The organism is Streptomyces sp. NPDC005017, assembly GCF_042873115.1.
Taxonomy (GTDB): domain Bacteria; phylum Actinomycetota; class Actinomycetes; order Streptomycetales; family Streptomycetaceae; genus Streptomyces.
Map to the genome: position 1 here is coordinate 70923 of NZ_JBIALD010000018.1, position 24865 is coordinate 95787.

Here is a 24865-nt window from a genome sequence, read left to right on the forward strand (position 1 = left end):
GCGGGGCGGTCGCGGGGGCGGGGGATCGGCGAGGATCCGTGCATGGATGAGATCGTGCTCATGTCAGACCCGGAGATCGCCGCCATTCCCGTCGCCGACTGCGGTGAGCCGCTCGTCGACGTACGGCTCGACGGCTCACTCGTCGTGGACGCCCGCCAGGAGGACGGCCCGGGGGCCTTCGCCCACCTGCGGGAGGGCGTCCTGGCCCGGCTGGTCAAGGCGCAGGCGCAGCTCCCCGACGGACTGCGCCTGCTCTTCGTCGAGGGGTACCGGCCGCCCTCGCTGCAACGGCGGTACTTCGAGGAGTACGCCGCCGGGTTGCGCGCCGCCCACCCGGGCTGGCCGCCGGACCGGGTCCGCCGCGCCGCGAGCCGGTACGTGTCCCCGCCGGAGATCGCCCCGCACAGCGCCGGTGCCGCCGTCGACCTCACCCTCGTCGACGCGTCCGGGCGTGAACTCGATCTGGGGACGGCGATGAACGCGAACCCGGAGGAGAGCGGCGGTGCTTGCTACACCCACCATCCCCATATCAGCCCCGTGGCGCGGGCCAACCGCCGTGTCCTCACCGACGCGCTGACCTCGGCCGGTCTGGTCAACTACCCCACCGAGTGGTGGCACTGGTCCTACGGCGACCGCTACTGGGCGCTGACCACGGGCGAACGAACCGCCCGCTACGCCCCCACCGAACTCCGCCCCTGACGCCCCGGGCCGGTGGGTGCTTTCGCGCAGTTCCCCGCGCCCCTGAGTCCGCGCAGTGGATTGGCTGCCAGGCCGGTGGGTGTTTTCGCGCTGTTCCCCGCGGCCCTGAGCTCGCGTGGTGGGTTCGGTGCGTTCTCGGCCGACCGGCTGGTGGGTGCTTTTGCGCAGTTCCCCGCGCCCCCGAGTGTTCATGGCTGGCTGGCCGGTGGTGTGTTTGCGCAGTTCCCCGCGCCCCTTGGGTAGTTGGGGCTGCGGCCGGTCGGGAAGGGGGCAGTTCTGACCCGGCGGAGGGCAACGCTCTAAAGGGGCGCGGGGAACTGCGCGAGCGGCCGGTACGGGCGGTCAGCCGGGGACGGTCGCGAGGGATGAGGGGCGCGGGGAACTGCGCGAAGGCATCCACCGGCCGATACGGCGACAGCGCACCCCACCCGCACAGCCCAGCGCAGCGCCTAGCCGCGACGGCCGTACGCCACGAAGTGACACGCGAAGAACCGCAGGTCGGCCGCATCGCGCTCGAGGCCGTGGAACGCCTCGTCCCAGCGGGCGAGATCGTCCGGCCCGGCCAGACCCTCCAGAACCAGCGCGTCCCGCGCCGCCCAGGCCGGCCCGCGCATACCGGGCGGAGGAGCGACGACCTCGATGTGGCCCTCGAACGCCGCCACCTCCAGCCCCGCCGCGACGAGCAGCTCGTCGAGACGCGCCCCGACGGCGAGATCGTTGCCCCGCCGCAGATGCAGCTCGCGATAGCGGTCCTCCAGTTCGAGCAGGACCTCGGGCGCCCCGCGCAGCCGGAAGTTGCGCACGTCGATGTCGACCAGGTACACCGCGCCCCCGCCCGGCCGGGCGAGCGAGGCCAGATGGTCCACGATGGCCTGCTCCCGGCCGCCGTTGTGCGCGAGCACGTGCCGGAGCATCACCAGGTCGAACGTCCCCGCGGGCAGCCCCGTCGCGTCCGCGGCCCCGGCGGCGGTGTGCACCGTCACCCCCGCCCGCCGCGCGAGCGCGTCGGCCGTCGCGAGCGCGTCACCGTCCCGGTCGACCGCCCAGACGCCGCCCTCGGGACCCGCCAGGGCCGCAAGCCGGACGGAGACCGCACCGGGACCGCATCCCACGTCGGCGATCCGCGCCCCGGGCACCGCCCCGGCGGCGCTCCACAGCTCGCGCTCGCGCCGCTCGGCGGCCTCGGCCATCAACCGGTAGCGGGCGATCTCCGGTTCACTGAGGGACAGCAGGTAGTCGGCCACCCCACCATCGTGCACCCGGCGGACCGCAGCCGCCCCCCGTTCGACCGAACGGCCGGGGAACGCCCGGGCTCAGGCGTCGTGCGCCGCGTACACCCTCCGCCCCTCACGCCGGCGTACGCGCCCACGATCGCGTCCTGCCAGGCGGTCACGCCGTACGAGTGCAGCACGGCCCGGGCGCGTGGCGGTCCGGCGAGCGGCTCCTCGGGCACCGGGTCCGGCACCAGCCGGCCGACCAGGTCGACCGCGCCCTCCTGGAGCATCCCGGTGGGGCGGCCCCCGGCGTCCCGCTCGATCGGGCCGTCCGCCGGGTCGGGGGTCCGCGCGCCGGGGCCGGCCAGTTCCGGTGCCCGGCTGTTGACCCAGGCGCCGTGGTGGTCGCGGTCGGGCAGGAAGACCGGCCGGTCCGGCACGATCGCGTCGAGCTGGCGGCGGCGCTCAGCACCGGGGCGGTGACGTGCCGGCGCGACCTCCGGCCGCCCGCTCAGGTCAGGGTCGCCCGCAGTGCCGCCTCGATCTCGAAGCGGGCGTCGGGGTCGGCGAGGGCGTCCCGGAACAGCGCATGCACCTGGTGCAGGCGCTGCCGTGCCGTCTGGGGGTGGATGCCGAGGCGGGCCGCGATCTCCGGCGCCGTGCTGTGAGGTGTCTGGAGGCAGGCCAGCAGGGTGCTGGCGAGACGGTCGCGCTGCTTGGGGGTGAGGGCCGCCAGGGGCGCCAGATGCCGGTGGGCCATCAGCCGTACGAGCGCCGGGTCCGCGAGCAGCAGCAGCCGGGCGAGGGACGGATCGGTCACCGCCGGGGCGTCCGGAGCGGCGGCGACCCCCGCGTTTCGCAGACTCCGGGCCCAGCGCAGCGAGTCGGCGGTCTGCGCGGGCGGTACGGCCGGTCCCACCACCGCGCCGGTCTCGCGCAGCAGTTGCAGCAGCCGTGGGTCGGCGAGCAGCAGATGCGGGGTCGGGACGACGAGGCAGGGCTGGGGGCTCTCCAGGTCGGCCAGCACGGAGCCCGGCAGCCGGTGGCGGCGCAGGGCGGAGAGCGCGGCCCCGGCGTGGGCGGCTCTGGTCGCGGACGTCTGCCCGGCGGCTCCGGACTCCCCGGGGAACGGGCCCTCGCCGGGGAACACGGCCGACAGGACCGAGGCGGCGGCCGCCGCCGTCTCGGCCGGTTCGACGGAACCCATCGAGACGCCTGACCAGTTGAACTCGGTGGTTGCGTCCGCCGCGGCGGACGGGACGGCACGCGCGGCGCCGTGGTCCTCCGGCGCGGCGGAGCGTGCGGCCGTGGCGGCCCTGGCGGCCACGGTGGCCCGTGCGGCCCGCTCAAGACCGGCCGCGTGCTCACGGCCCGCTGCCGGCTCCCGGCCCACCGCCCGCTCATGGCCCGCCTCCCCGTCGCGGCTCGCCGACGCGTCGGGCCCGGCGAAGGGGGCGGTGCCCGGGTTCCCCGCCGCGACCGCGGGCGAGGGCGTCGGCCCGGCGCGCCCGTCCATCACCCGCGAGGGCCCCTGGTCCGCCCGGCGCCCCAGCGCCACCGCCGCCACCGTGTCCGGCAGCGGCCACTCCGCGTCGGCCGCCGCCTGCCTCAGGGCCTCGGCGTCGGGGCTGCCGGACGTGAGGAGCAGCAGCAGCCGGTGCCGCCGGCGCCCCACGGCACCCGCCTCGTCGGCCTGGGCCTCCGCGTAGGCCTGGACGGACACCGCGGCGATCTCGTCGATGTGCGTGAACACGGCCTCGGCGAGCAGCGCCACCGCCTCCGTGCCGAGCGCCAGCCGGCGGGCGACCCGGGCGTAGCGCCGCCAGGCGATCCGGGCGCCGAGACGGTACGCGGCCTGGAGCGCGTCGAGGCTGCGGCCCTCGACCAGTTCGCCGCGCCCGAGCGCGCGGTAGACCGGAACCCGGGCGGCCTCCAGCGGTCCGCCCGCGGAGGTGACGCGCTCGGCGAATTCGAGCAGCGCCGTTTCCACACCCTGCTGCATCGAGGCTCCGAATTGCCCCGAAAGCGGTCGGGAGAATTCCGGGATCTGGGATCTGATCTCGTGGATGATTTCCGCCGCGACCGTACGGTTCTCTTTCTGGAGTTCGGCCCCGAGGCGGCGTGGAAGGGCAGTCCACGGACCACCGCGGGGCTCCCTTCCCGGGCCGCGGCTCGCTCCGCCCGGCGCCGACTTCGTGGTCGTCACCCTGCGGAGTATGAGTACAAGTTACCGGCCGGTCAAGGGATCTGGCAGAGGTCAACTACCACTGCTAATCAACCTCTCCTCGTGTTTTGCCGGACCGTGAGACCGCGGCGGACGCAAAAGCACGCACTTGGGTGAGCGTTTTACGATCCGGCCTCCGGCGGAGCTGACACCTGGCTGAGCGGCGACCACCGGAGCGTGTTCGGTCCATTGCCCAGTGTTCCGGTTCCTTCCTACTTTCGCTGCCCCACCCCACCTCTATTCCAGGACAAGGGACGGAACTGGATATGAGCCGTAGAAACTTCACCCGCGCACTGCTCGCCGGAGCCGCCACGACCGCGCTGCTCGCCCTGAGCGGCGGCACCGGCTATGGAGCGGACGACCGTCTGGACGTCGAATACAGCTTCGCCGCCGGGTTCGCGAAGGGCGTCTTCCACCCCGCCGAGGCACCTCCCGGAGCCAACGACTGGGACTGCCGCCCCACCGCGGCGCACCCCGAGCCGGTGGTCCTCGTGCACGGCACGATGGAGAACATGAACGCCATCTGGCGCGGCGCGGCCCCGCTGCTGGCGAACGAGGGCTACTGCGTCTTCGCCTTCAGCTACGGCGGCGCCGACGCCGACGCGCCCCTCCAGGGCGTCGGTTCGATGGTGGACGGCGCGGCCGTGCTCGCCGCCTTCGTCGACCGTGTGCGCACCGCGACCGGAGCCGCCGAGGTCGACCTCGTCGGCCACTCCCAGGGCGGCGGACCCGTGCCGCGCTACTACCTGAAGCACTTCCCCGGCGCCGCGGCCAAGGTCGACCAGCTCGTCGGCATCACGCCCTCCAACCACGGCACCACCCTGAGCGGGATCACCGAACTCGGCCGCACCCTGCACCTCCTCGAACCCGTCAACGGGATGCTGCGGAAGGACTATCCGGCGCTGGTGGAGCAGCAGATCGGCTCCGACTTCAACCGCGCCCTGGACGCCGGCGGCGACACCGTCCCGGGCGTCGACTACACCGTCGTCGTCACGCAGTACGACGAGATCGTCAGCCCCTACACCAACGGCTACCTCACCGCGGGCCCGGGCGCGACCGTCGACAACATCCATGTCCAGCAGACCTGCTGGCTCGACGCCACCGACCACCTCCAGGCGCCCTACGACCCGGTCGTCCTCACCCACGTCCTCAACGCCCTGGACCCGCAGCACCGGCGCACCGTGCCCTGCCAGGTGGTGCTGCCGCTGACCGGCCCGGTCCTCCCCGTGAACTGACCCGCGACGCAAGGCGGGTGGGGTGCGCACCCACGCACCCCACCCGTGCCGCGTACGACGGACCTCAGACCGCGCCCCCCTGGTTCGGCGTCCGTCGCAGTGCGCGAACGTACGCCGACCGGTTGTGCCCGGACACCACGGCCACACCGAACGATCACCAAGAACGGCGGAGGTCCTGGTTCCCTATTCGCCCTTAGGCGCCGCCTGCTGCACCACCTCGAACGACCACAGGGTGGACCCGGAGGCCGCGGGCTTCGGCCGCTCCCCGCCCTCCGGGCCGCCGCCGCCCTGGTGGGCCGCCTTCATCGGGCCCTCCATCCACGCCTGGAAGGACTCCTCGTCGCGCCAGCGCGTGTAGACGAGGTAGCTGTCGGTGCCCTCCACGGGCCGCAGCAGCTCGAACCACTCGAAACCGTCGGAGTTCTCCACCGCGTGGGCTCGGGACGCGAAGCGCTTCTCCAGCACCTCGCGCTGCTCGGCCGGCACGGTCAGTACGTTGATCTTGACTACGCTCATGCCCTCATCCTGCCGCACCCCCGCCCGCCCCGGCCCGGCGCCCCGCTCGGCGCACGCGGGTCACCCGGACCCGGGCACGGGGTCCTGGCCCAGGACTCCCGGGCTCTCGGCCTGGATCTCCGAGCGGACCAGTTCGAGGAGCCGGTCGATCCGGTTGCGGCCGGAGCCGCCCCGGTCAGGCCACCGCGCTCAGCGTGTCCGCGAGGCGGCGGCGGGCCGACCGGGAGGCGGGGAGGGCCGCGAGGGCGGTCGCGCCCAGCACCGCGCTCGCGCACAGGAGCAGCAACAGCGCGGGGGAGGGCCCCTGGGCGATACCGGCGCCGATGCCGCTGGACCGGCCCTGGGCGTCGATCAGCCAGTGGGCCAGCGGCAGGCCGAGGGCCGTGGCGAGGAGCACGGCCGCCAGGGCCGTACCGCCGGTCGCGGTGACCGTGATCGCGGTGATCTGCCGGGGCGACAGCCCGATGGCCTTCAGCGCGAGCAGATCGCGCTCGGACTCGCGCACCGTGCCGCCGATCGCGGTCAGCAGCTCCACCAGGCCGATCAGGGCGAGGACGGCGATCAGCCCGAGGACGACCCCGCGCAACGGGGAGAGCCCGTCCGCCGGGTTCACCACCGCGTGCACGTCCAGATGACCGGCCCCCGCTCCCGCCAGCCGGCCGGCCACCGTGTGCGGGTCGGCGCCCGGGGCGAGGCGGACCTGGTAGAGGGCCGGACTCAGACCGGGATCGTTCTCGCGCAGGGTGTCCAGCGTGGTCGAGATGACCCGGCCGGCGTTGTCCGGCTCGATGGAGCGGCCGACGATGTGCAGGATCTGCGGCTGGTCGCCGACCGTCATCCGCACCCAGTCGCCGACCCGTACGTCGAGCAGGTCCAGCAGCCCCTGACCGGCCACGGCCTCGTCGGGCCCGTGCGCCGGGCGGCCCTCGGCCAGGGCGTACGGGTAGGGGGCCTGGTGGGTGCCGAGGCCGCGCAGGGAGATGGTCTCGGTCTGCCCGGGGACCAGCGCGGCCACCTCGACGCCCGGGTAGGCGGCAAAGACCTGGGGGTCCCGGTCGAGCAGCGCCTGGGTGCGCCCGGCGCCGAGGTACGCGTCGGGGTGGACGGTGAGCGCCGCGGGCAGGCCGATCTGCTCCGGCCTGCTGTGGAAGCGGTCCATCGTGGTCCAGGCGCTCATCGCCACGACGATCAGCAGCAGCGGCAGTGCCAGCCGGCCGATCGCGGCGAGGGAGCGGGGGTGACGGGCGAAGGCCCGGTGGCAGCCGAGGACCAGGGCGGGGGAGACGCGCAGCCGGGTCAGCGGGGAGCGGGCGGCGCGCAGCCAGTCCGCGGCGGCCCCGGCTCCTGCCGGTCCGGGCACACCGGCCCCCGCCGGACCGGACGCGCCGGTCCCGGCGGGCGCGTTCCGGCCGCCCCCGGCACCGAGGGCCCAGCGGGCCGCGCCCGACAGCCGGCCGCCCCGGGGCGCCGCGGGCCGGGGCACCGGCACCGGCGGCACCCGGCCCGCCCGCCACGCGGCCAGCCCCGTCGTCGCGCCGATGAACAGCACCGCCGCCACCGGCACCGCGAACAGCGTCACGGTCTGCCCCGGCAGCCCCTGCCAGACCCCGACCGCGTCGCCGAGACGGCCCGGGACCAGACTGCCGAGTACCTCGGTGAGCGCGGCGGCGGCCACGGCACCGAGCAGGGCGTAGGCGAGGTGCTGGAGCAGAAAGAGGCGCACGACCTGGGCGGGCGTGAAGCCGATCGCCTTCAGGACGGAGATGTCCCGCAGATGCCCTCTGATCCGGGTGCCGATGGCGCCGTGCACGGCGAACCCGGCGGCCAGCAGGGCACCGAGCCCGAACAGGCCGAGCACCTGGCCGAGCAGCCGGTTGTCGTTCTGGGCCTCGGCCCGCGCCTGCTGCCAGGTGGCGACCTCTCCGATGGCCCCGGCGCCCAGCACGGTCACGGCCCGCTGCACCGCGTATCCCGTGTCGGAGGGGTCCTTCAGCCGCAGGCCGATCACCTGCCCGTCGGGGGCGGGCAGCGCGGAGGGCAGCGCCCAGACCAGGCCGCGCCGCTCGCCCGTCCGGTAGCGCGGCTCGGCGCTGTCGGCGATTCCGACCACCGTGAGACGCCGCGACTCATCCGGCAGGCCGAGCGTGTCGCCCGGCTCGGCCAGCAGCGCGCGGGCGAGCCGGGTCTCCAGCACGACACCGTCGGGTGTCGCCGGGTCCAGCCAGCTTCCCGAGGTCAGCAGGGGACGGCCGATCCGTGGCAGGGCAGCGGTACCGCGCAGTTCCACCGAGGCGCGCGCCCCGCGGGTGGCCACCGTGACGGAGGCCGCCGGGTAGGGCCCGGCCACGGAGTCGACGCCGTCGAGCGCGGACAGCTTCCCGGCGTCCGCGGAGGAATCGGTGTGCAGCCATACGTGCGCCCCGTTGGCCTGCGTGAACACCCGCTGCCAGGGGTTGGTGGCGTACCCGAACAGGGCGGCCGCGAGCAGCAGCGACACGACGATGCCCGCGGTCGCGAGGACGAGGAACAGCGCCTCGCCGCGATGCGTCCGCAGGTCGGAGTGCGCCCAGCGCAGAGTGGCCCGCATGTCAGTCCCTGAGCTCCAGCACCCCGGAGGTCCCGGTCCGGCGCGGGGGAGCCGCGTCGAGTTCCGCGTCGTCGGCTATGCGCCCGTCGAAGAAGCTGATCACCCGGTCCGCGGCACTCGCGAGGCGGGCGTCATGGGTGACCAGGAGGATCGTCTGGCCGCGCTGGTGGAAACGGGACAGCAGCCGCATCACCTCGCGGGTGCCCTTGCTGTCGAGGCTGCCGGCGGGTTCGTCGGCGAGGAGCAGCGGCGGCTGGTTGACCAGGGCTCGGGCGAGCGCGACGCGCTGCTGCTCGCCACCGGACAGCTCGCCCGGCATCCGGCGCTCCTTGCCCGCGAGGCCCAGTTCGGCCAGCAGTTCCTCCCGCTCGGCGCGGGCCCGCTTCGGCGGCACCCCGGCGAGCAGCGCGGGCAGCTCCACGTTGTCGGCGACGGACAGGTTCGACACCAGGTTGAAGAACTGGAAGACGATCCCGATCCGCCGGCGCCGTTCCACCGCCCAGCGGGACTCGCTCCAGTCGTCCGCGCGTACGCCGTCCAGCCACACACTGCCCGCGTCCGGCCGCTGGAGCCCGCCCAGGAGATGCAGCAGCGTGGACTTGCCGGCGCCGGACGGCCCGGTGATCGCCACGAACTCGCCCGGCCGAACCGAGAGATCCACACCGCGCACGGCGTGCGCGGGCGCTCCCTCGCCGTGGTGGGTCTTGGTCAGTCCCTCGGCGCGCAGTGCCGGTGTCACGGGAGCGGTGCCCTCGGTCACTCCAGCTCCTCCAGCTCTTCCTGGCACCGCTCCAGCCAGTCGAGATCGGCCTGCAGGTGCAGCATCGCGCCCTCTATCAGCAGATGCGAGATGCGGTTGTCGCGGTCTTCGGCGGCGGCCAGCTTGGACAGCTGCCGCATGGTGTTCAGGTACTGGCGCCGCTGTCCGTTGATCAGGGCGATCTGGTCGGCGAGGCCGGTGCGCGGGGCCAGGGCCAGCTTCATGAAGAACTCGTCCCGGACCCGTGGCTCGTCCTCGGGCTCCGCGAACCAGGTGCGCAGCGCCTCGCGCCCGGTGTCGGTGAGGTGGTAGACCTTCTTGTTGGGCCGGCTGGACTGCTCGACGTCCTCGCCCTCGATCAGACCCTGTTTCTCCAGGCGGCCGAGGGTGACGTAGATCTGGCCGACGTTCGGCTGAGGGTACGCGGAGCCCAGCAGTTGCTCAAGGTCCTGCTTCAGCTCGTAGCCGTGGGCCGGACCGCGGGCGAGGAGTGCCAGGAGGGGCAGGCGCACGCGTGCTGTCCTCCTGTCCTGGTGATGTGTGCCAGGCCCTAGTATCGCCCATGCCTAACAGGTATACATGGCCTTTGACGCCGTGCGAAGGTGCCCGGCGCCGGGGTACAGGGAGGAACCTATGCGGTGGACGCGTGCCGCGGGTAGGGGCCTCCTCGTTCTCCTCGTCGTCCTGACCGGCTATGTCGCCTTCGGAACCCGTGCCCAGGAGGGCCCCGGTGACGGGCGCGGACCGCTCACCCTGGCCACGGCCGGGGACCTCACGGGCTATCTAGGCCCGCTGCTGGAGGGCTGGAACACCACCCACCCCGGCGAGGGGGTCACCCTCGTCGAACTGCCCGACTCCGCCGACGAGACGCACGCGCAGATGGTCACCGACCTGCGCGGGGGCGAGCGCAGCCGGTTCGACGTCCTCAACATCGACGTCAACTGGACCTCGGAGTTCGCCGCCGCGGGCTGGATACGCCCGCTGGACGCCGACCGCTTCCCGCTCGGCACCTTCCTGCCGCCGGTCGTCGACACCGCGACCTACGACGGCCGTCTGTACGCCGTCCCGTACGTCACCAACGCGGGGCTGCTGCTGTACCGCAAGGACGTCCTAGAGGAGGAGGGCCTGCCGCCGCCCCGCACCTGGACCGAGCTGGAGCGCTACGCCGAGACCGTCGCCCCGCGGCACGGTCTGGGCGGCTACGCCGGACAGTTCCTGCCCTACGAGGGCCTGACGGTCAACGCGGCCGAGGCCGTCTACTCGGCGGGCGGCACGATCCTCGGCGACGAGGGCTCGCGCGTCACCGTCGACTCCGCCGCGGCCCGCGAGGGCATCGGCTTCCTGGTGCGCGGCGTCCGCGAGGGCTGGATCCCGCGCGAGGCGCTGACGTACAAGGAGGAGGAGTCCAAACAGGCCTTCCAGGACGGCCGGCTGCTGTTCCTGCGGAACTGGCCCTACGCCTATGTCGGCGCCTCCGCCGAGGGCTCACGGGTCGCCGGGCGGATCGGCGCCGTCCCCCTGCCGGGCCCCGAGGGGCCGGGCACCAGTGTCCTCGGCGGCTCCAACCTCGCCGTCAGCACGCACGCGCGGCATCCGGACACCGCCGCGCGGCTGATCGCCTACCTCACCAGCGAGCCCGTCCAGCGTCAGGTCCTGACCCGGGGCGCGCTGCCCCCGGTGCGCGCCGACCTGTACGAGAACCCTGATCTGATCAGGGAGTTCCCCTATCTGCCGACGCTCCGCGAGAGCGTGCTGGCGGCCGCGCCGCGCCCCAGGAGCCCGCGCTACGACCAGGTCAGCCTGGCGGTGCAGGCGGTCGTGCACGACGCGATGACCGGGCACCAGACGCCCGAGGCCGCCGTGCGCCGGCTGGCGCGCGAGCTCGACGCCATCGCCCGCTGATAGTTACCCGTTAAGTAACGCCAGGGTCTCATCCTGTCTCTTCCTGCCCTGATTTATCCGCATTTTCGCGGTCAACTCATCAGTAGCTTCTGTCCAGTTCATTGACACCCCCTGGAAACAGTTACCTAACATGAATACATGTTGAGTAAGTACGACCGCTGGTGGCGTGACGCGGTGATCTACCAGGTCTACGTCCGCAGCTTCCTGGACAGCACGGGCGACGGCGTCGGCGATCTCGCCGGGGTCCGGGCGGGGCTGCCGTACCTGAAGAAGCTGGGCGTCGACGGGGTCTGGCTGAGCCCCTTCTACCCGTCGCCGCAGCACGACCACGGCTACGACGTGGCCGACTACTGCGAGGTCGACCCGGTCTTCGGCGACCTCGCCGAGTTCGACCTGCTGGTGCGGGCCGCGCGCCGGCTCGGGATCAAGGTCCTGCTGGACGTCGTCCCCAACCACTGCTCCAGCGAGCACCCGTGGTTCCGCGAGGCGCTGGACGCCGAGCCCGGCAGCCCGGCCCGCGCCCGCTTCCACTTCGCCGACGGCCGCGGCCCGGACGGCGCCGAGCCGCCCAACAACTGGCACGCCATGTTCGGTGGACCGGCCTGGACCCGGGTCGCCGACGGCCAGTGGTACCTGCACATGTTCACGCCCGAGCAGCCCGACTGGAACTGGCGCAACAGCGAGATCCCCGCCGAGTTCGACCGGATCCTGCGCTTCTGGCTCGACCGGGGCGTCGACGGCTTCCGCATCGACGTGGCGGCCGGTCTCTTCAAGCACCCCGAGCTGCCCGACTCCGACGACCCCGGGGCCGACGCCCGCACCCGCGACTCGGTCAACCCGCTCGCCTGGAACCAGCCCGAGGTGCACGAGGTCTGGCGGCACTGGCGCTCGGTCTGCGAGGAGTACACCGCCCGCGACGGCCGTGAACGCCTGCTGGTCGGCGAGGTGTCGGTGCCCACCGCCCGTGAGCACGCCCAGTACGTCCGCCCGGACGAGCTGCACCAGGCGTTCTTCTTCGACCTGCTCGGCGCCGCCTGGGACGCCGACGCCTTCCGCAAGGTCGTCTCCGAGGCCATGCAGGACATCGCCGGCACCGGCTCCACGGTCACCTGGGTCCTCAACAACCACGACCAGGTCCGCACCGTCACCCGCTACGGCGAACCCGCCCCCGGCGGCAGCGGACTCGGCGCCGCCCGCGCCCGCGCCGCCGCGCTGCTGATGCTGGCCCTGCCCGGCGCCGCGTACATCTACCAGGGCGAGGAACTGGGCCTGCCCGAGGTCGTCGACCTGCCCGACGACGTGCTCACCGACCCGATCTTCCGGCGCACCGGCGACCGCGCCCGCATCCGCGACGGCTGCCGGGTGCCGCTGCCCTGGTCGGGACAGGCCTCCCCGTTCGGCTTCACCTCCGGCGCCGAGAGCGCCAAGCCCTGGCTGCCGCAGCCGGAGTACTTCGCCGAGTACGCCTTCGACCGCGCGCTCGTCGACACCCGCTCCTTCTGGCACCTGTACCGCGACGGACTGCAACTGCGCTCCGCGCTGCCCCAGCTGGGCGAGGGGACCCTTCGCTGGCTGGACACCCCGCCCGGCGTGCTCGCCTTCGTGCGCGGCGACGACCTCGTCTGCGCCGTCAACTTCGGGACCACCCCCGTGCCCGCGCCGGTCTCTGGCACCCCCCTGCTGTCCAGCGGCCCCTGTCCGGCCGGGGTGCTCCCCGGCTCGACGGCGGCCTGGTGGACGGACGACTCACCCACCCCCTGACCCACGACCTCCCACTCGACTCCTCACCCCGCGAAGGGACATCGACGATGATGCGACGTACCACCCTGCTCAGCGGCTGCACCGCCCTGGTTCTCGCGCTCGGCGCCACCGCCTGCGGAGGCGGTGACGACGTCTCGGCCGGCGGCGGCGACAAGGCGCTGAACGGCAAGACGCTCACCGTGGCCGGTGTATGGACCGGCAGCGAGCAGAAGAACTTCCAGAAGGTGCTCGACGCCTTCGCGGAGAAGACCGGCGCCAAGCCGCAGTTCGTCTCCACCGGCGACAACGTCTCCACCGTCGTCGGCAGCAAGATCGAGGGCGGTAACGCCCCCGACGTGGTGATGGTCCCGCAGGTCGGCGTGCTCCAGCAGTTCGCCGCCAGCGGCTGGCTCAAGCCGCTGTCCGCCGCCGCCGAGAAGTCCGTCGAGGCCAACTTCGCGCCCGTGTGGAAGAACTACGGCAGCGTCGACGGCGCCCTCTACGGCCTCTACTTCAAGGCCGCCCACAAGTCGACCGTCTGGTACAGCCCCGACGCCCTCGCCCAGGCGGGCGTCAAGGCCCCGAAGACGTACGACGAGATGCTCGAGGCCGGCCGGACCGTCTCCGACTCCGGACTCGCCGCCTTCTCCGTCGCCGGACAGGACGGCTGGACCCTCACGGACTGGTTCGAGAACATCTACCTCTCCCAGGCCGGACCCGAGAAGTACGACGCCCTCGCCGCCCACGAGCTGAAGTGGACCGACGCCTCCGTGGTCGAGGCGCTCACCACGCTCGGCGAGCTGTTCAAGGACAAGCAGCTGATCGCGGGCGGCCAGAAGGGCGCCCTGAACACCGACTTCCCCGGCTCGGTGGAGAAGGTGTTCGGCCCCGAGCCCGAGGCCGGCATGGTCTACGAGGGCGACTTCGTCGCCGGTGTGGCCAAGGACCAGTTCGGCAGGACGATCGGCGAGGACGCCGACTTCTTCCCGTTCCCGCCGGTCGGCTCCGGCACCGCGCCCGTGGTCAGCGGCGGCGACGCGGCCGTGGTCCTCAAGGACGGCAGGAACGCCGACGCCGCCATGGCCTTCCTGGAGTACCTCGCCACCCCGGAGGCCGCGGCCGTGTGGGCCGAGGCGGGCGGCTTCCTCTCCCCGAACAAGAAGCTCGACCCCGCCGCCTACGGCGACGACACCACCCGCGCCACCGCCGAGTCCCTGGTAGCGGCGGGGGACTCGGTCCGCTTCGACATGTCCGACCAGGCCCCGGCCGCCTTCGGCGGCACCAAGGGCGCCGGTGAGTGGAAGATCCTCCAGGACTTCCTGCGCGACCCGTCGGACCCGGCGAAGACCGCCGCCCAGCTGGAGTCCGCCGCGGCCAAGGCCTACAAGGGCTGACCGGTCATGACCGCCACGCTCGTGAAAGAGACGAGCCCTCCGCCCGCCGCGGGCGCCGGACACGCCCGGCGCCTGCGGCGGCGGGGCCGGGCCGTCGCCCTGCTCTTCGTCCTCCCGGCGCTGCTGCTGCTCGGCGCGCTGGTCGTCTACCCGGTCCTGTTCTCGGTCGGCCGCAGCTTCTTCGACGCCTCCGGAACACGGTTCGTCGGCGGCGACAACTACACCGAGATGTTCAGCGACCCGGCCACCATGAGAGCCGTGCGCAACACGGCGATCTGGGTCGTGGTCGCCCCCACCCTGCTGACCGGCCTGGGCCTGATCCTGGCCGTGCTGGTGGAGAAGATCCGCTGGGCCACCGCCTTCAAGCTGCTGCTGTTCATGCCGATGGCCGTGTCCTTCCTCGCCGCCGGCATCATCTTCCGCCTCGCCTACGACGAGGACCCCGACAAGGGCGTGCTGAACGCGGCCGCGGTCTCCGTGCACGACGCCTTCGCCGGCACCCCGGCCTACCCGAGCGCCCGCGCCCGCGACGGACAGGGGCTCACCAGGACCGCCGACGGCGGCTACCGGACCACCACGACCGTGTCACCGGGCGACTCGCTCACCCTCGGCCTGGTCGGCGTACAGCCCAAGGACCTGCCCGCGGACGCGGCCGCCGCCCGGACCGCCGCGGCCGCGCCCGGCGAACTGCGCGGTGTTGTCTACCTGGACTTCACCCCCGGCGGGGGCGGGGAACAGGGCGCCGTGGACCCGGAGGAGAGCGGACTGCCCGAGGTGCGGGTCGAGGCCGTGCGCGACGGTGACACGGTCGCCTCCGCCACCACCGCCTTCGACGGCACCTTCCGCTTCGAGGGACTCGACGACGGCCGGTACACGGTGCACCTGCCCGCCTCGAACTTCGCCGCACCCTACGACGGTGTCTCCTGGCTCGGACCCACACTCGTCACCCCGGCCATCATCGGCGCCTATCTGTGGATCTGGACCGGCTTCGCCATGGTCCTCATCGGCGCCGGACTCTCCACCCTGCCCAGGGACGCGCTGGAGGCCGCGCGCATCGACGGCGCCAGCGAGTGGCAGATCTTCCGGCGCATCACGGTCCCGCTGCTCGCGCCCGTGCTGACCGTCGTGTTCATCACCCTGGTGATCAACGTGATGAAGGTCTTCGACCTCGTCTACATCATCGCGCCCGGCCCCGTGCAGCAGGACGCGACCGTGCTCGCGACGCAGATGTGGCTGGTGTCGTTCGGCGGCGGCAACGACCAGGGCCTCGGCAGCGCGCTGGGTGTACTGCTCCTGCTGCTCGTGGTCCCCGCGATGGTCTTCAACGTCCGCCGTTTCCGAAGGAGCCAGCGATGAACACCGCCCGCCGCTATCTGGGCAACGGGGTCGTCCAGGCGTTCCTGGTGATCGTCGGACTGCTCTGGATGACCCCGCTGGCCGGACTGCTCGTGTCCTCGATGCGCTCCGCGGAGGACACCGCGAAGGGCGGCTGGTGGACGGTGTTCACCAGCCCGGGACAACTGTCCTTCGACAACTACTCGGCCCTGCTGGAGAACGCGGGCATGACCCGGGCGTTCTGGAACACCGTGCTGATATCGGTGCCCGCCACCCTACTGGTGGTCGTCCTCGCCGCGCTCGCCGGATACGCCTTCGCCTGGCTCGACTTCCCCGGCCGGGACGCCGTCTTCCTGCTGGTGGTCGCCCTGTTGGTGGTGCCGGTGCAGATCGGACTGCTGCCCGTCGCCAAACTCTTCGGCCAGCTCGGCCTGTTCGGGACGATCCCCGGCGTGGTGCTCTTCCACGTGGCCTACGGACTGCCGTTCGCGGTGTTCCTGCTGCGCAACTACTTCGCGGAGATCCCGAAGGAGATGCTGGAGGCGGCCCGGATGGACGGGGGCACGGAGTGGCGCATCTTCACCCGGCTGGTGCTTCCGGTCGGCCGGCCGGCCATCGCGAGCCTCGCCATCTTCCAGTTCCTGTGGGTGTGGAACGACATGCTGGTCGCGCTGCTGTTCGCGGACAGCTCCGCACAGCCGCTGACCGTGGAACTCCAGTCGCAGATCCGGCAGTTCGGCAGCAACATCGATGTGCTGGCACCGGGCGCGTTCCTGTCGCTGATCGTCCCGGTGGCCGTGTTCTTCGCCTTCCAGCGGCACTTCGTGCAGGGGGTGATGGCGGGCTCCGTCAAGTAGGGAGCCGAGGGGCGCACCCGGGGGCCGGCCGGTGCCGACGAGCCGGTACGGCACCTGGGTGCGAGCAGGGAGCCGGGCGGCCGGCCGCCGCGGGGGCGGGGCCGGCCGCCGGTGCCTCACCGAGGGCCGGTGCCTCACCGGCCCCCGCCTCACCGAGGGCCGGTGTGTCAGCCCCTGGGCACCTCCTTCATCTCGTCCACGACGGCCCGCTTCATCACGGCGCTGGTGGAGATGACCGTGCCGGGCTTGATCAGGCCGTCCTCGCCGCTGGTCCCGCTCACCTGCACGGACCGCTGGCCCAGATAGACATGGGTCTTCTTGTCGAAGATCCACTCCTCGCGCACACCGTGGTCCTCCCGGGCCACCGCCACGCCGTGCCGGCCCGCCGCGTCCACCGCGTCGTTCACCACGACGACCCCGGGGATCTTCGCGGCGGCCTTGAACAGCGCCGGGTACAGCTTCGCCGGCGGGTAGCTCTCGCCGAGCAGGTCGCCGATCGTGGTGAACGCCTGCTGGTCGGGGGAGTTGCCCATCCCCTCGGTCTCCTTGTAGATCTTGGCGAGGAGTTCGTCCGGGTCGGTCGTCAGCGCGGCCAGGTAGTCGTAGGACGGGGCGTTCAGGGTGGCCTCGGGCGTATTGCCCTGCTCGTCGGGGAGGGAGAGCGTCTCGCCCTCGGGGCCCTCGTTGACGCGCGGGTCGATGAGCCAGCCCCTGGTGCCGTCGGCGGACTCCCAGACCTGGCGCGTGCTCAGGTCGTGGCTGACGAGGCTGGACTTGCCGTGGTCGACCTTGACGAAGGTGCCCGTGCCCCGGCTCTCGATGTAGATGTACTGGCCGGGACCGACCTTCGGGTGGCTCTCCTCGCCCGCCGCCACGGCGATCTGGTCGACCAGCTGCGGAAGGCCCTTGGTGGACACGGCGCCGACCGGAGTGGTCAGGGCGGGACCGGTGCCGAGGCCGCCGCCCGGCGCCTCCTGGCCCTGCGTCAGCGACAGGGCGAAGAACGCCCCCGCGACGGCGGTGGCGATCACCGGCAGGGCGATCGCCGGGCGCATCAGCCACTTGCGGCGGGGTTGGGCGGCGGCGGTGGTCGGGACGTGCTGTTCCTGCTGGATCTGGGCCATCAGACGCTCCTTGTGGAACTGGTGACGGCCCGCCGGCAGATCACGCGCCGTCCGCGAGAACAGCTCGGTGGCGTCCTCGTGCTCGGCCGGACTCTGCCGGGGCGTGTGCGCGTTCATCGGTTTCCTCCCTGCGCGGGCCGGACCACGTGAGTGTGATCGCCATTTGTCTGTCGAGCGGGGCGGCCGAATTCCCGGTTTCCCGGAAATTCTTTCGCGGCCCCCGCTCCGGAGGCCCGCGCCGGGGGCGCGCCCGGTGGTTCGTCCTCGGCGAGACGGCGCAGTTTCTTCCGGGCCCGGGACAGCCGGGAGGCGACCGTGCCGACGGGAACGCCGAGGGCCTCCGCGGCGGCCTCGTACTCCAGGCCCTCGCCCAGGCACAGGGCCACCACCTCGCGCTCGGTCCGGCGCAGCGTGGCCAGCGCGGTCAGGGCCTTCGCGAGGCGGCGCCGGTCGTCGACCCGCTCGGCCACCTCGTCGGCATGGTCGGGCACCGACATCTGAGCCGCGGCGGCGGCACCGGCCGCCGCCCGGTAACGGCGGTTGCTGCGGTACTGGTTGCGCGCGGTGTTCGTCGCGATGCCCAGCAGCCACGGGCGCAGCGAGCCGCCCTCGGCGTCCACCCGGTCACGCAGCCGCCAGGCCTCCATGAAGGTGGCCGCCATGACGTCCTCGGCCGTCGACCAGTCCGCCGTCAGCCGGTAGGCGTGGTTGTACACCGCGCGGGCGTAGCTGTCGAAAAGCTCCGCGAAGGCGCTCGGATCCCCGTCCCGTACCCGGGTACGCATTTGAGTGCTCACATCCGTCAGCTGTCCGGCACCCCGGTCCGACTTCCCGTGACCTGCGTCACACGCCCGGCGGGGTCTCCCGGCACGCGGTTCATCCCCGTGCCCTGCGCAGTATCCGGCGGGCCCGGCCCGCGGCACCGTAGGCGACATCGCGGGCGGCGAAGCCCTGGCTGACGAGCACCCGGCCCAGGCCGCCGCCCGTCGCACGGTGGCCGTCGCCGCGCCGCGCCGCCAGAGCCTCCTCGAAGAGCTGCTCCGCGTGGGCCACCACGGGACCGGGCGCGAACCGGCGCGCGTTCTCCGCCGCCGTACGGCCCATACGGCGGCGCCGCTCGTCGTCGCCGACGAGTTCCAGCAGGGCGGCGGCGAGCGCGTCGCGGTCCCCGACCGGGACGAGCCGGCCGTCAACCCCGTCCCGGATGATCTCGCCCGGCCCGTAGGGGCAGTCGGTGCTCACGAAGGGCAGGCCGCAGCGCATGGCCTCCACCAGGGTCATGCCGAACGGCTCGAAGTCGGAGGCGCCGGCGCCGATCGAGCCCTTGACCCACTCGGCCTCCATCGGGGACGCCACGCCCATGAGCCGGACGTTCCCGGTGAGGCCCAGGTCCTCGACCAGCCGCCGCAGCCGGGGCAGTTCCTGGCCCTTGCCGTAGATGCGCAGCTGCCAGTCGGGGTGCTCGGCCGCCACCCGGGCGAACGCCTCGATCAGCAGGTCGTAGCGCTTGACCGGGACGAGCCGGCCGGCCGCGACGACGACCTTCGCGCTGCCGTCGGCCACCGGCAGCACGGGGTCGGGCACGCTGTTGGGCAGGGCCGCCAGCCGCACCCCGGGCAGCAGCATCTTGCGCCGGTAGGCGGCCGCGTCCGCCTCCGTGACCGTGGTGAGCACGTCCAGGCGCCGGTAGGCGCGGCGCAGCGCGGTGCGCAGCCGGGGCGGATGGTTGTCCAGGGTGAGGTGCTCCTGCCCCACCCGCACACTGTGCTCGGGCCCCTGGAGCGCGAGATGCACATTGAGGCCGGGCCGGGTGCCCACCAGCACATCGGCGTCGCTGGCCGCGAGGCACTCGGCGATCCGCCCGTCGGTCAGTTCGCTGTACTGCCGGTACCGGTACTCGGCGGCCGGGAAGACCGCCGCCGGTCTGCGGTGCAGCGGGTGGTCCCGCTCCTCGCGCAGATCCACGAGCGGCCGCAGCGCCACCCGTGGGTCCAGCGCGATCTCGGGTCTCTCCCGATGGCGCATCACGGACACGATCTCCACGTCGTGGCGGTCCGCCAGCGCCCCGGCGAGGTTGAACGTGGTGCTGATCGTGCCGCCGATGCCGTACGCGTTGTGCAGCAGGAACGAGATCTTCATGCCGGTTGAGAGTGCCCGTATCACCTGTCCGGTTCCCCGCCGCCGCCACGACGAACACCGGCCGGGTGGCGTGTCGTTGGGCCGAACGGCGGGCCGGCGTCACATCTTGGTGCCGAAGACCTGTGTCCACCACGGTCCGCCCGAGCCCTGGTGGACTCCGAGACCCGTCTCCTTCACCGAGCAGTTGAGGATGTTCGCGCGGTGCCCCGGGCTGTCCATCCACGACCGCATCACGTCGGCGGCCGTCTGCTGGCCGCGGGCTATGTTCTCGGCGTAGGTGCTCCAGGTGTAGCCGGCCGCCGTGATGCGGTCGCCCGGGTCCTCGCCGTCGGGGTTGGTGTGGTCGAAGAAGCCACGGGCGGCCATGTCGTCGGAGTGCCGCTGCGCGGCCGTGTCCAGCGTGGAGTTCTGGGTGACGGGTGAGCAACCCGCCTTCGCCCGCTCGGCGTTGACCAGCGCGAGCACCTGGCCGGCGACGGAGCTCGGGGGCGCCGGGGCGGCCTCGGGCGTGACCGGGTCGGGCGCCGGGGGCGGTGTGCTGCGGGTCGGGGTGGGGGTGGGGGTGGGCTTCGGCCTGGGCTTCCTCGTGGGGGGCTTCCTGCTGGGCGAGGCCGAGGGGCTGGCCTCGGAGGGCGACGCCGACGGGCCGGCCTTCGAGGGTGACGGCGAGGGGGCCGGGGCCGACAGCGCGGTGTCGGCGGGCGCGTCCTGCGCGGTCACGGGCCGGCGGGTGTCGTCGGCGTCGCCGGGTATCAGCAGCGCCGCGCTGCCGCCGCCCGCCACCAGCGCGGCCACCGCGGCCACCGCCACCCGGCGCCGACGCCGGCGGCGCAGACTGTGCCGCTGCCGGAGACGGCCGCCGGGGGCGCCGTCGGCCAGGTCCGTGCGGTCCGCGCGGTCGTGGACCAGCGGCTCCTGCCCGCCGGTCAGGGGGTCGCCGTACATGCCCGCCGCCCGCGCGTCCGCCGCGAGCGCCACGTACTCCCGCGGCGACAGCGCGGCCAGGGCCCCGCCCACCGGGACCAGGGCCAGACCGACGAGCAGTCCCTCGGCCGGGGCCAGACCCGCGCCGAAGCCGCCGCACACCGTGCAGTCGCGGGTGTGCCGGGCGATCCGCTTGCGCCACAGCGCCGACGGCGCCCCGTCCCAGGTCGCCACCAGATCGTCGAGCAGCACACAGCGCGGCACCGCCGCCAGGGCCCGCACCACGACCCGGGCCGTCTCCAGCCGCTCCTTCATCCGCTGCACCCGCACCGCCGTGTGCTGCGGGGACAGCTCCATCGCGGCCGCGACCTCGGCGCGGGTGAGCCGCCCGGTGGCCTCCAGCCACCACAGCGACAGCAGGTCCCGGTCCTCCGCGTCCATCCACCGCGCGGCCTCGGCGACCTCGCGGCGCTGTCCGGACAGCCCGAGCCGCAGGATCGCGAGCCCCTCGAAGTCGGCGCCCGGGTCCGGCACGTCGTACGCCTCGTGCAGGCCGTGCTCGGCCGGTGCGTGACGGTCCTGGCGCAGGCTGCGGACCCGGTTCATCGCGATGGCGACCAGCCAGGAGCGGAAGCCCGCGGGGTCACGCAGCGAGCCGAGCCCGTTCAGTGCGCGGATCATCGTCTCCTGAACCACGTCGTCGACGTCGGCGTGCCCGTCCAGGGCCCGGCCGACGATGTTGTAGACCAGCGGCAGATAGGTCGCGACGAGTTCCTGCTGGGCCCGCCCGTCGCCCTGCTGTGCCGCCTTCACCAGCGCCACTTCGCCTTGGCTGCTCACCCTGGGACCACTCTCTTCCTCGCTCCTGCCCGCGTGCCGGCGTACACCGCACGCGGTCCGTCACAGGGGAGACCCTGCGACGGGACGCCGAATAACACAATCTTTCGAGGCGGAGAGTGAATCTTCTCCCGCCCGTCCGCTCCCGGCACGGCCGCCCCCCTCGGACGTCACGGAAAGCGGGGGCGGTCCCGTCTGGAGATACGGGCCCGAGGACGGCTCTGATCAGCCGGATCGTGAGGGAATCGTGGAGAAGTCGCCATGAACCGGGCGAAGGAGTCGACATGAACCGGACGGAGGAACCGGTAGGACCCGGGCGAGGGGTGAGATGTCCGGCGCGTAGGACCAGACGGGGAGTGGGATGTCCGGCGCGGCGGGCCGCTGCCCCTACCTCCTGCCGCCGAACTCCCACGAGTACACCTCGGTCCCGGCGTACGCGTCGGCGGTGAGCACCGACCGGGCCCGGTCGGCGTCGGGTGCCCGGACCAGCGCGGCCGTGCCCAGCCAGGCCGTGCCGTCGTCCGACAGCAGCGGACCGTACGCGATCAGGTCGTCCTCGCCCGGCGGCACGGCCAGATCGACGGCCTCGCCGCGCCCGAGCCCGAGCACAAGGTAACGGTTGCCGCCGGAGCGGCCGCCGGGGAACTCCCACATCGTGCGCCCCAGCAGGTTCCGCCACCGCCGCAGCAGCACGTCCCGGTACACCCCGGCCTGGTAGGTGGGCTCGTCGAAGGCGAACGCGCGGGCGGCGGCCGGGTCCGGCAGGCCGACGATGTGCACGCTCCCCACCAGCGCGGCGTCGTCCCCGTCCCCGTCGAAGACCGGACCGCGCGCGATCAGCTCCTTCTCGAAACGGTCCATGTACGACCAGTGCTCCTCGATCATGGCCTCCCGCAGCGGGAGGGAGCCGGGCCGGTCGCGGTGAAAGCAGAAGAACTCCATGCCCCCGACCCTGTCCGACCGGCCCGGCTCCCTCAACGGAAATTCCGCGCGGCCGGGACGCGGGCGCCGTCAATGTCCGGTTCGCGGCCTTCGCGCACCGACGATGACGGCATGACCTCCGCGACCCCCCAGCGCGCCGGCGCCCTGCTCCGGCACGCCCGGCTATGGCTCGTGCCGACCGTACTGAGCGGGCTGGTGGCACTGGTGCTGTCCCTGCTCTACATGGGCGGCATCCTCGATCCGAACGGCAACCTCGACCGGCTGCCCGTCGCCGTGGTGAACGAGGACCAGGGTCGGCCGCCGCCCGGACAGGAGGAGAACCTGGGGGCGCAGATCACGGCCGCCGTCACCGGCTCCGAGGCCACCGAGGGCGTCCGCTGGAAGGTGCTGACCCGCGCGGAGGCCGAGGACGAACTCGCCTCCGGCAAGGTGTTCGGCGCGCTGGTCGTGCCACGCGACTTCACCGCGTCCGTCAGCGCCCTGACCACCCCGGGCGCGACCGCCCGCCCCACCCTCACCGTGCTCACCAACCCCGGCATGGGCAGCCTCGGCTCCTCACTGGCCGCGCAGATCAACCAGACCGCGGCCCGCGGCGCCTCCCAGAAGATCGGCGAGCAGCTCACCGCGGCCTCCCGCGCCGACGCCACGACCCGCGCGCTCCTGGCCGACCCGGTGACCGTGACGACCCGGCCCGGCCATCCGATCGGCCGCCACAGCGGGCTCGGTCTCAGCGCCTTCTACTACACCCTGCTGCTGGTCCTGTCCGGGTTCATCGGCGCCAACCTCGTCAACACCGGGGTGGACACCGCCCTCGGCTACGCGGACAGCGAGATCGGGCCCTGGCACACCCGCCGCCCCACCGTGCCGATCACCCGCACCCAGACGCTGGTGCTGAAGATGGTCATGACCGCCGGCATCTCCCTGCTGACCACGAGCCTGCTGATGGTCGCCACCATCGCGATCCTCGGCATGGACTCCGCCCACGAGCCGCTGCTGTGGATCTTCTCCTACTGCGCGACCGTCGCCGTGGGCCTGGGCGTGCAGGCCATCAACGCGGCGTTCGGCGGGATCGGCCAGCTGGTGTCCATGTTCGTCTTCATCGCGCTGGCCCTGCCGTCGTCCGGGGCCACGGTCCCGCTGGAGGCGACCCCCGGCTTCTACCGCTTCCTCGGCGCCTTCGAGCCGATGCGGCAGCTCACGGACGGTGTGCGGGCCATCCTGTACTTCGACGCCCGCACCGACGCCGGGCTGGGCCGGGCCTGGGCGATGGTCGCGATCGGCTTCGTCGGCGCGCTGGTCTTCGGGTTCGCGATGACCCGCTACTACGACCGCAAGGGCCTGGCCCGGCTCACCCCGCAGCCGGAGCCGGAGCGCGCCTGAGCGCCCCGGACCCGCTCGAGCGTCCCGGGCGCGCGTGAGGGACCCGGGCGCGTGGGTGCGTCCCGGGCGCGCGCGGTCGACCCGGCCCCGGCGGCGGGCCGCCGGGCCCGGGCGTCGTGCAAGGTTTTCGGCCGGGCCCTAGTCCGCCTGCCGCTCCGCGTCCGGCGGCAGGCCCACGTCCTCGCGGTCCTCCTCGACGCGGTCCTCCAGCTGCTCCTCGTCCGGGCGGCGGGGCATGCCGCGGCCGTGGCCGGTGTCCGGATCGCCCTCGACCTGCTCGTTCGACTTGTGGTGGTGCCTGCTCATCACTGTCCTCCTTCGGTTCCGGACGCCTGCCGGCCGGCGGCGTCCCCCTCGCCCTTGCGGATCGTGCAGTGCAGGGAGTCGTCCGTGACATCGGCGACGATCGTGTCTCCGGGCCCGGCCTCACCGACGAGGAGCGGCTCGGCGACCCGGTTGTCCGGCTCGGTCTGGATCGTGCGGCGCAGCGGCCGGGCCCCGAACTCCGGCTGTTAGCCGTGCGCGACCAGGAGCTTCCTGGCCGCCTCGGTGACCTCCAGCCCCATGCCCCGGGCGCGCACCCGGTGCTTGCTGCGGTCCAGCAGATGACCGACGATCTCCGACAGGTCCTGCTCGGTGAGGCGGTGGAAGACGATGATGTCGTCGACGCCGTTGAGGAACTCCGGCAGGAACCGCTGCCGCAGCTCGTCCTTCAGCTCCGCCGCGTCGCCCCGGTGGGCGAGGACGCGGTGCGCGCCGATGTTCGACGTCATGATGACGACACGGTGCCGGAAGTCGACCGTACGCCCCTGCCCGTCGGTCAGCCGCCCGTCGTCCAGGATCTGCAACAAGGTGTCGAAGGCGTCCGGGTGCGCCTTCTCCACCTCGTCCAACAGCACCACGCTGTACGGCCGGCGCCGCACCTTCTCGGCGAGCTGCCCGGCCTCCTCGTAGCCGACGTGTCCGGGCGGCGCCCCGACCAGCCGGGCCACGGTGTGCTTCTCCTGGAACTCGCCATCGACATCGCTGCTCCTGCCGGACTAGGGAACGAACTCA

General features: G+C 73.1%; 20 protein-coding genes and 2 pseudogenes. 8 read left to right on the forward strand and 14 right to left on the reverse strand.

The features are described 5' to 3' along the window. Positions 1–42 precede the first annotated feature (42 nt). Positions 43–699 carry a M15 family metallopeptidase gene (locus tag ACFYR0_RS25560; RefSeq protein WP_389332443.1) on the forward strand — a complete coding sequence of 219 codons (657 nt, stop codon included), beginning with the start codon at positions 43–45 and terminating at the stop codon, positions 697–699. A 449-nt stretch (positions 700–1148) separates the two neighbouring features. On the opposite strand, the gene ACFYR0_RS25565 is transcribed toward ACFYR0_RS25560, so the two are convergent. From ACFYR0_RS25565 to ACFYR0_RS25575, 3 genes and pseudogenes are all read right to left on the reverse strand, one after another. Then, positions 1149–1943 carry a class I SAM-dependent methyltransferase gene (locus ACFYR0_RS25565; RefSeq protein WP_389332447.1) on the reverse strand — a complete coding sequence of 265 codons (795 nt, stop codon included), beginning with the start codon at positions 1941–1943 and terminating at the stop codon, positions 1149–1151. A gap of 104 nt (positions 1944–2047) precedes the next feature. Continuing rightward, positions 2048–2368 (reverse strand): annotated as a pseudogene (locus tag ACFYR0_RS25570) (amidohydrolase family protein); the annotation flags it as partial. 56 nt (positions 2369–2424) lie between these two features. Next, positions 2425–3915, reverse strand: coding sequence for a helix-turn-helix domain-containing protein (locus ACFYR0_RS25575; protein ID WP_389332450.1), 1491 nt, complete (start codon positions 3913–3915; stop codon positions 2425–2427). Positions 3916–4403: 488 nt separating this feature from the next. Here ACFYR0_RS25575 and ACFYR0_RS25580 point away from each other — a divergent pair, with 488 nt between their 5' ends. Next, positions 4404–5372: an esterase/lipase family protein gene (locus ACFYR0_RS25580; protein WP_389332453.1), complete on the forward strand. Its 969-nt coding sequence runs from the start codon at positions 4404–4406 to the stop codon at positions 5370–5372. A 183-nt stretch (positions 5373–5555) separates the two neighbouring features. On the opposite strand, the gene ACFYR0_RS25585 is transcribed toward ACFYR0_RS25580, so the two are convergent. From ACFYR0_RS25585 to ACFYR0_RS25600, 4 genes are all read right to left on the reverse strand, one after another. Then, entirely contained in the window at positions 5556–5888 is a 333-nt protein-coding gene (locus tag ACFYR0_RS25585; RefSeq protein ID WP_389332456.1) for an antibiotic biosynthesis monooxygenase family protein, read from the reverse strand. A gap of 175 nt (positions 5889–6063) precedes the next feature. After that, a complete protein-coding gene (locus ACFYR0_RS25590) occupies positions 6064–8475 on the reverse strand; it encodes an FtsX-like permease family protein (RefSeq protein WP_389332459.1) in 2412 nt (803 codons plus the stop codon). A 1-nt stretch (position 8476) separates the two neighbouring features. Further along, positions 8477–9235: an ABC transporter ATP-binding protein gene (locus tag ACFYR0_RS25595; RefSeq protein WP_389332462.1), complete on the reverse strand. Its 759-nt coding sequence runs from the start codon at positions 9233–9235 to the stop codon at positions 8477–8479. Further along, positions 9232–9747 (reverse strand): PadR family transcriptional regulator, encoded by a 516-nt coding sequence (locus ACFYR0_RS25600; RefSeq protein ID WP_389332465.1) that lies wholly within the window; start codon positions 9745–9747, stop codon positions 9232–9234. Before ACFYR0_RS25600 ends, ACFYR0_RS25595 begins: the two co-directional genes overlap by 4 nt. A 121-nt stretch (positions 9748–9868) precedes the next feature. On the opposite strand from ACFYR0_RS25600, the gene ACFYR0_RS25605 reads away from it, so the two are divergent. From ACFYR0_RS25605 to ACFYR0_RS25625, 5 genes are all read left to right on the forward strand, one after another. Continuing rightward, positions 9869–11137, forward strand: a complete 1269-nt coding sequence (locus ACFYR0_RS25605; RefSeq protein ID WP_389332468.1) for an ABC transporter substrate-binding protein — start codon at positions 9869–9871, stop codon at positions 11135–11137. Positions 11138–11275: 138 nt separating this feature from the next. After that, entirely contained in the window at positions 11276–12898 is a 1623-nt protein-coding gene (locus tag ACFYR0_RS25610; RefSeq protein ID WP_389332471.1) for a glycoside hydrolase family 13 protein, read from the forward strand. Positions 12899–12945: 47 nt separating this feature from the next. Continuing rightward, on the forward strand, positions 12946–14271 hold the full coding sequence (locus tag ACFYR0_RS25615) for an ABC transporter substrate-binding protein (RefSeq protein ID WP_389332474.1): 1326 nt from the start codon (positions 12946–12948) through the stop codon (positions 14269–14271). A 6-nt stretch (positions 14272–14277) separates the two neighbouring features. Further along, positions 14278–15627: an ABC transporter permease subunit gene (locus tag ACFYR0_RS25620; protein WP_389332477.1), complete on the forward strand. Its 1350-nt coding sequence runs from the start codon at positions 14278–14280 to the stop codon at positions 15625–15627. Then, positions 15624–16463: a carbohydrate ABC transporter permease gene (locus tag ACFYR0_RS25625; RefSeq protein ID WP_389332480.1), complete on the forward strand. Its 840-nt coding sequence runs from the start codon at positions 15624–15626 to the stop codon at positions 16461–16463. The genes ACFYR0_RS25620 and ACFYR0_RS25625 overlap by 4 nt, the downstream gene beginning before the upstream one ends. A gap of 167 nt (positions 16464–16630) precedes the next feature. Here the strand turns inward: ACFYR0_RS25625 and ACFYR0_RS25630 are convergent, their stop codons facing one another. From ACFYR0_RS25630 to ACFYR0_RS25650, 5 genes are all read right to left on the reverse strand, one after another. Beyond that, positions 16631–17704, reverse strand: coding sequence for a CU044_5270 family protein (locus ACFYR0_RS25630; RefSeq protein WP_389332483.1), 1074 nt, complete (start codon positions 17702–17704; stop codon positions 16631–16633). Then, on the reverse strand, positions 17701–18372 hold the full coding sequence (locus ACFYR0_RS25635) for an RNA polymerase sigma factor (protein ID WP_389332486.1): 672 nt from the start codon (positions 18370–18372) through the stop codon (positions 17701–17703). The genes ACFYR0_RS25630 and ACFYR0_RS25635 overlap by 4 nt, the downstream gene beginning before the upstream one ends. Positions 18373–18463: 91 nt before the next feature. Continuing rightward, positions 18464–19726 (reverse strand): glycosyltransferase family 4 protein, encoded by a 1263-nt coding sequence (locus ACFYR0_RS25640; RefSeq protein WP_389332489.1) that lies wholly within the window; start codon positions 19724–19726, stop codon positions 18464–18466. A gap of 99 nt (positions 19727–19825) precedes the next feature. Next, a complete protein-coding gene (locus ACFYR0_RS25645; protein WP_389332492.1) occupies positions 19826–21490 on the reverse strand; it encodes a sigma-70 family RNA polymerase sigma factor in 1665 nt (554 codons plus the stop codon). Positions 21491–21874: 384 nt separating this feature from the next. Continuing rightward, positions 21875–22429 carry a YciI family protein gene (locus tag ACFYR0_RS25650; protein ID WP_389332495.1) on the reverse strand — a complete coding sequence of 185 codons (555 nt, stop codon included), beginning with the start codon at positions 22427–22429 and terminating at the stop codon, positions 21875–21877. 111 nt (positions 22430–22540) lie between these two features. Here ACFYR0_RS25650 and ACFYR0_RS25655 point away from each other — a divergent pair, with 111 nt between their 5' ends. Beyond that, positions 22541–23809: a YhgE/Pip domain-containing protein gene (locus ACFYR0_RS25655; protein ID WP_389332498.1), complete on the forward strand. Its 1269-nt coding sequence runs from the start codon at positions 22541–22543 to the stop codon at positions 23807–23809. Between the two features lie 138 nt (positions 23810–23947). Here the strand turns inward: ACFYR0_RS25655 and ACFYR0_RS25660 are convergent, their stop codons facing one another. Further along, on the reverse strand, positions 23948–24115 hold the full coding sequence (locus tag ACFYR0_RS25660) for a hypothetical protein (RefSeq protein WP_389332501.1): 168 nt from the start codon (positions 24113–24115) through the stop codon (positions 23948–23950). Next, positions 24115–24822, reverse strand: a pseudogene (locus ACFYR0_RS25665) (AAA family ATPase); the annotation flags it as partial. The gene ACFYR0_RS25660 and the pseudogene ACFYR0_RS25665, both read right to left, overlap by 1 nt. Between the last annotated feature and the right edge of the window lie 43 nt (positions 24823–24865).

Bases quoted from the DNA above. Each gene is read 5' to 3' on its own strand.
- ACFYR0_RS25560 (WP_389332443.1), top strand. From the start codon at position 43: ATGGATGAGATCGTGCTCATGTCAGACCCGGAGATCGCCGCCATTCCC.
- ACFYR0_RS25575 (WP_389332450.1), bottom strand. From the start codon at position 3,915: ATGCAGCAGGGTGTGGAAACGGCGCTGCTCGAATTCGCCGAGCGCGTC.
- ACFYR0_RS25580 (WP_389332453.1), top strand. From the start codon at position 4,404: ATGAGCCGTAGAAACTTCACCCGCGCACTGCTCGCCGGAGCCGCCACG.
- ACFYR0_RS25585 (WP_389332456.1), bottom strand. From the start codon at position 5,888: ATGAGCGTAGTCAAGATCAACGTACTGACCGTGCCGGCCGAGCAGCGC.
- ACFYR0_RS25590 (WP_389332459.1), bottom strand. From the start codon at position 8,475: ATGCGGGCCACTCTGCGCTGGGCGCACTCCGACCTGCGGACGCATCGC.
- ACFYR0_RS25605 (WP_389332468.1), top strand. From the start codon at position 9,869: ATGCGGTGGACGCGTGCCGCGGGTAGGGGCCTCCTCGTTCTCCTCGTC.
- ACFYR0_RS25610 (WP_389332471.1), top strand. From the start codon at position 11,276: ATGTTGAGTAAGTACGACCGCTGGTGGCGTGACGCGGTGATCTACCAG.
- ACFYR0_RS25615 (WP_389332474.1), top strand. From the start codon at position 12,946: ATGATGCGACGTACCACCCTGCTCAGCGGCTGCACCGCCCTGGTTCTC.
- ACFYR0_RS25620 (WP_389332477.1), top strand. From the start codon at position 14,278: ATGACCGCCACGCTCGTGAAAGAGACGAGCCCTCCGCCCGCCGCGGGC.
- ACFYR0_RS25625 (WP_389332480.1), top strand. From the start codon at position 15,624: ATGAACACCGCCCGCCGCTATCTGGGCAACGGGGTCGTCCAGGCGTTC.
- ACFYR0_RS25630 (WP_389332483.1), bottom strand. From the start codon at position 17,704: ATGAACGCGCACACGCCCCGGCAGAGTCCGGCCGAGCACGAGGACGCC.
- ACFYR0_RS25635 (WP_389332486.1), bottom strand. From the start codon at position 18,372: ATGCGTACCCGGGTACGGGACGGGGATCCGAGCGCCTTCGCGGAGCTT.
- ACFYR0_RS25640 (WP_389332489.1), bottom strand. From the start codon at position 19,726: ATGAAGATCTCGTTCCTGCTGCACAACGCGTACGGCATCGGCGGCACG.
- ACFYR0_RS25650 (WP_389332495.1), bottom strand. From the start codon at position 22,429: ATGGAGTTCTTCTGCTTTCACCGCGACCGGCCCGGCTCCCTCCCGCTG.
- ACFYR0_RS25655 (WP_389332498.1), top strand. From the start codon at position 22,541: ATGACCTCCGCGACCCCCCAGCGCGCCGGCGCCCTGCTCCGGCACGCC.
- ACFYR0_RS25660 (WP_389332501.1), bottom strand. From the start codon at position 24,115: ATGAGCAGGCACCACCACAAGTCGAACGAGCAGGTCGAGGGCGATCCG.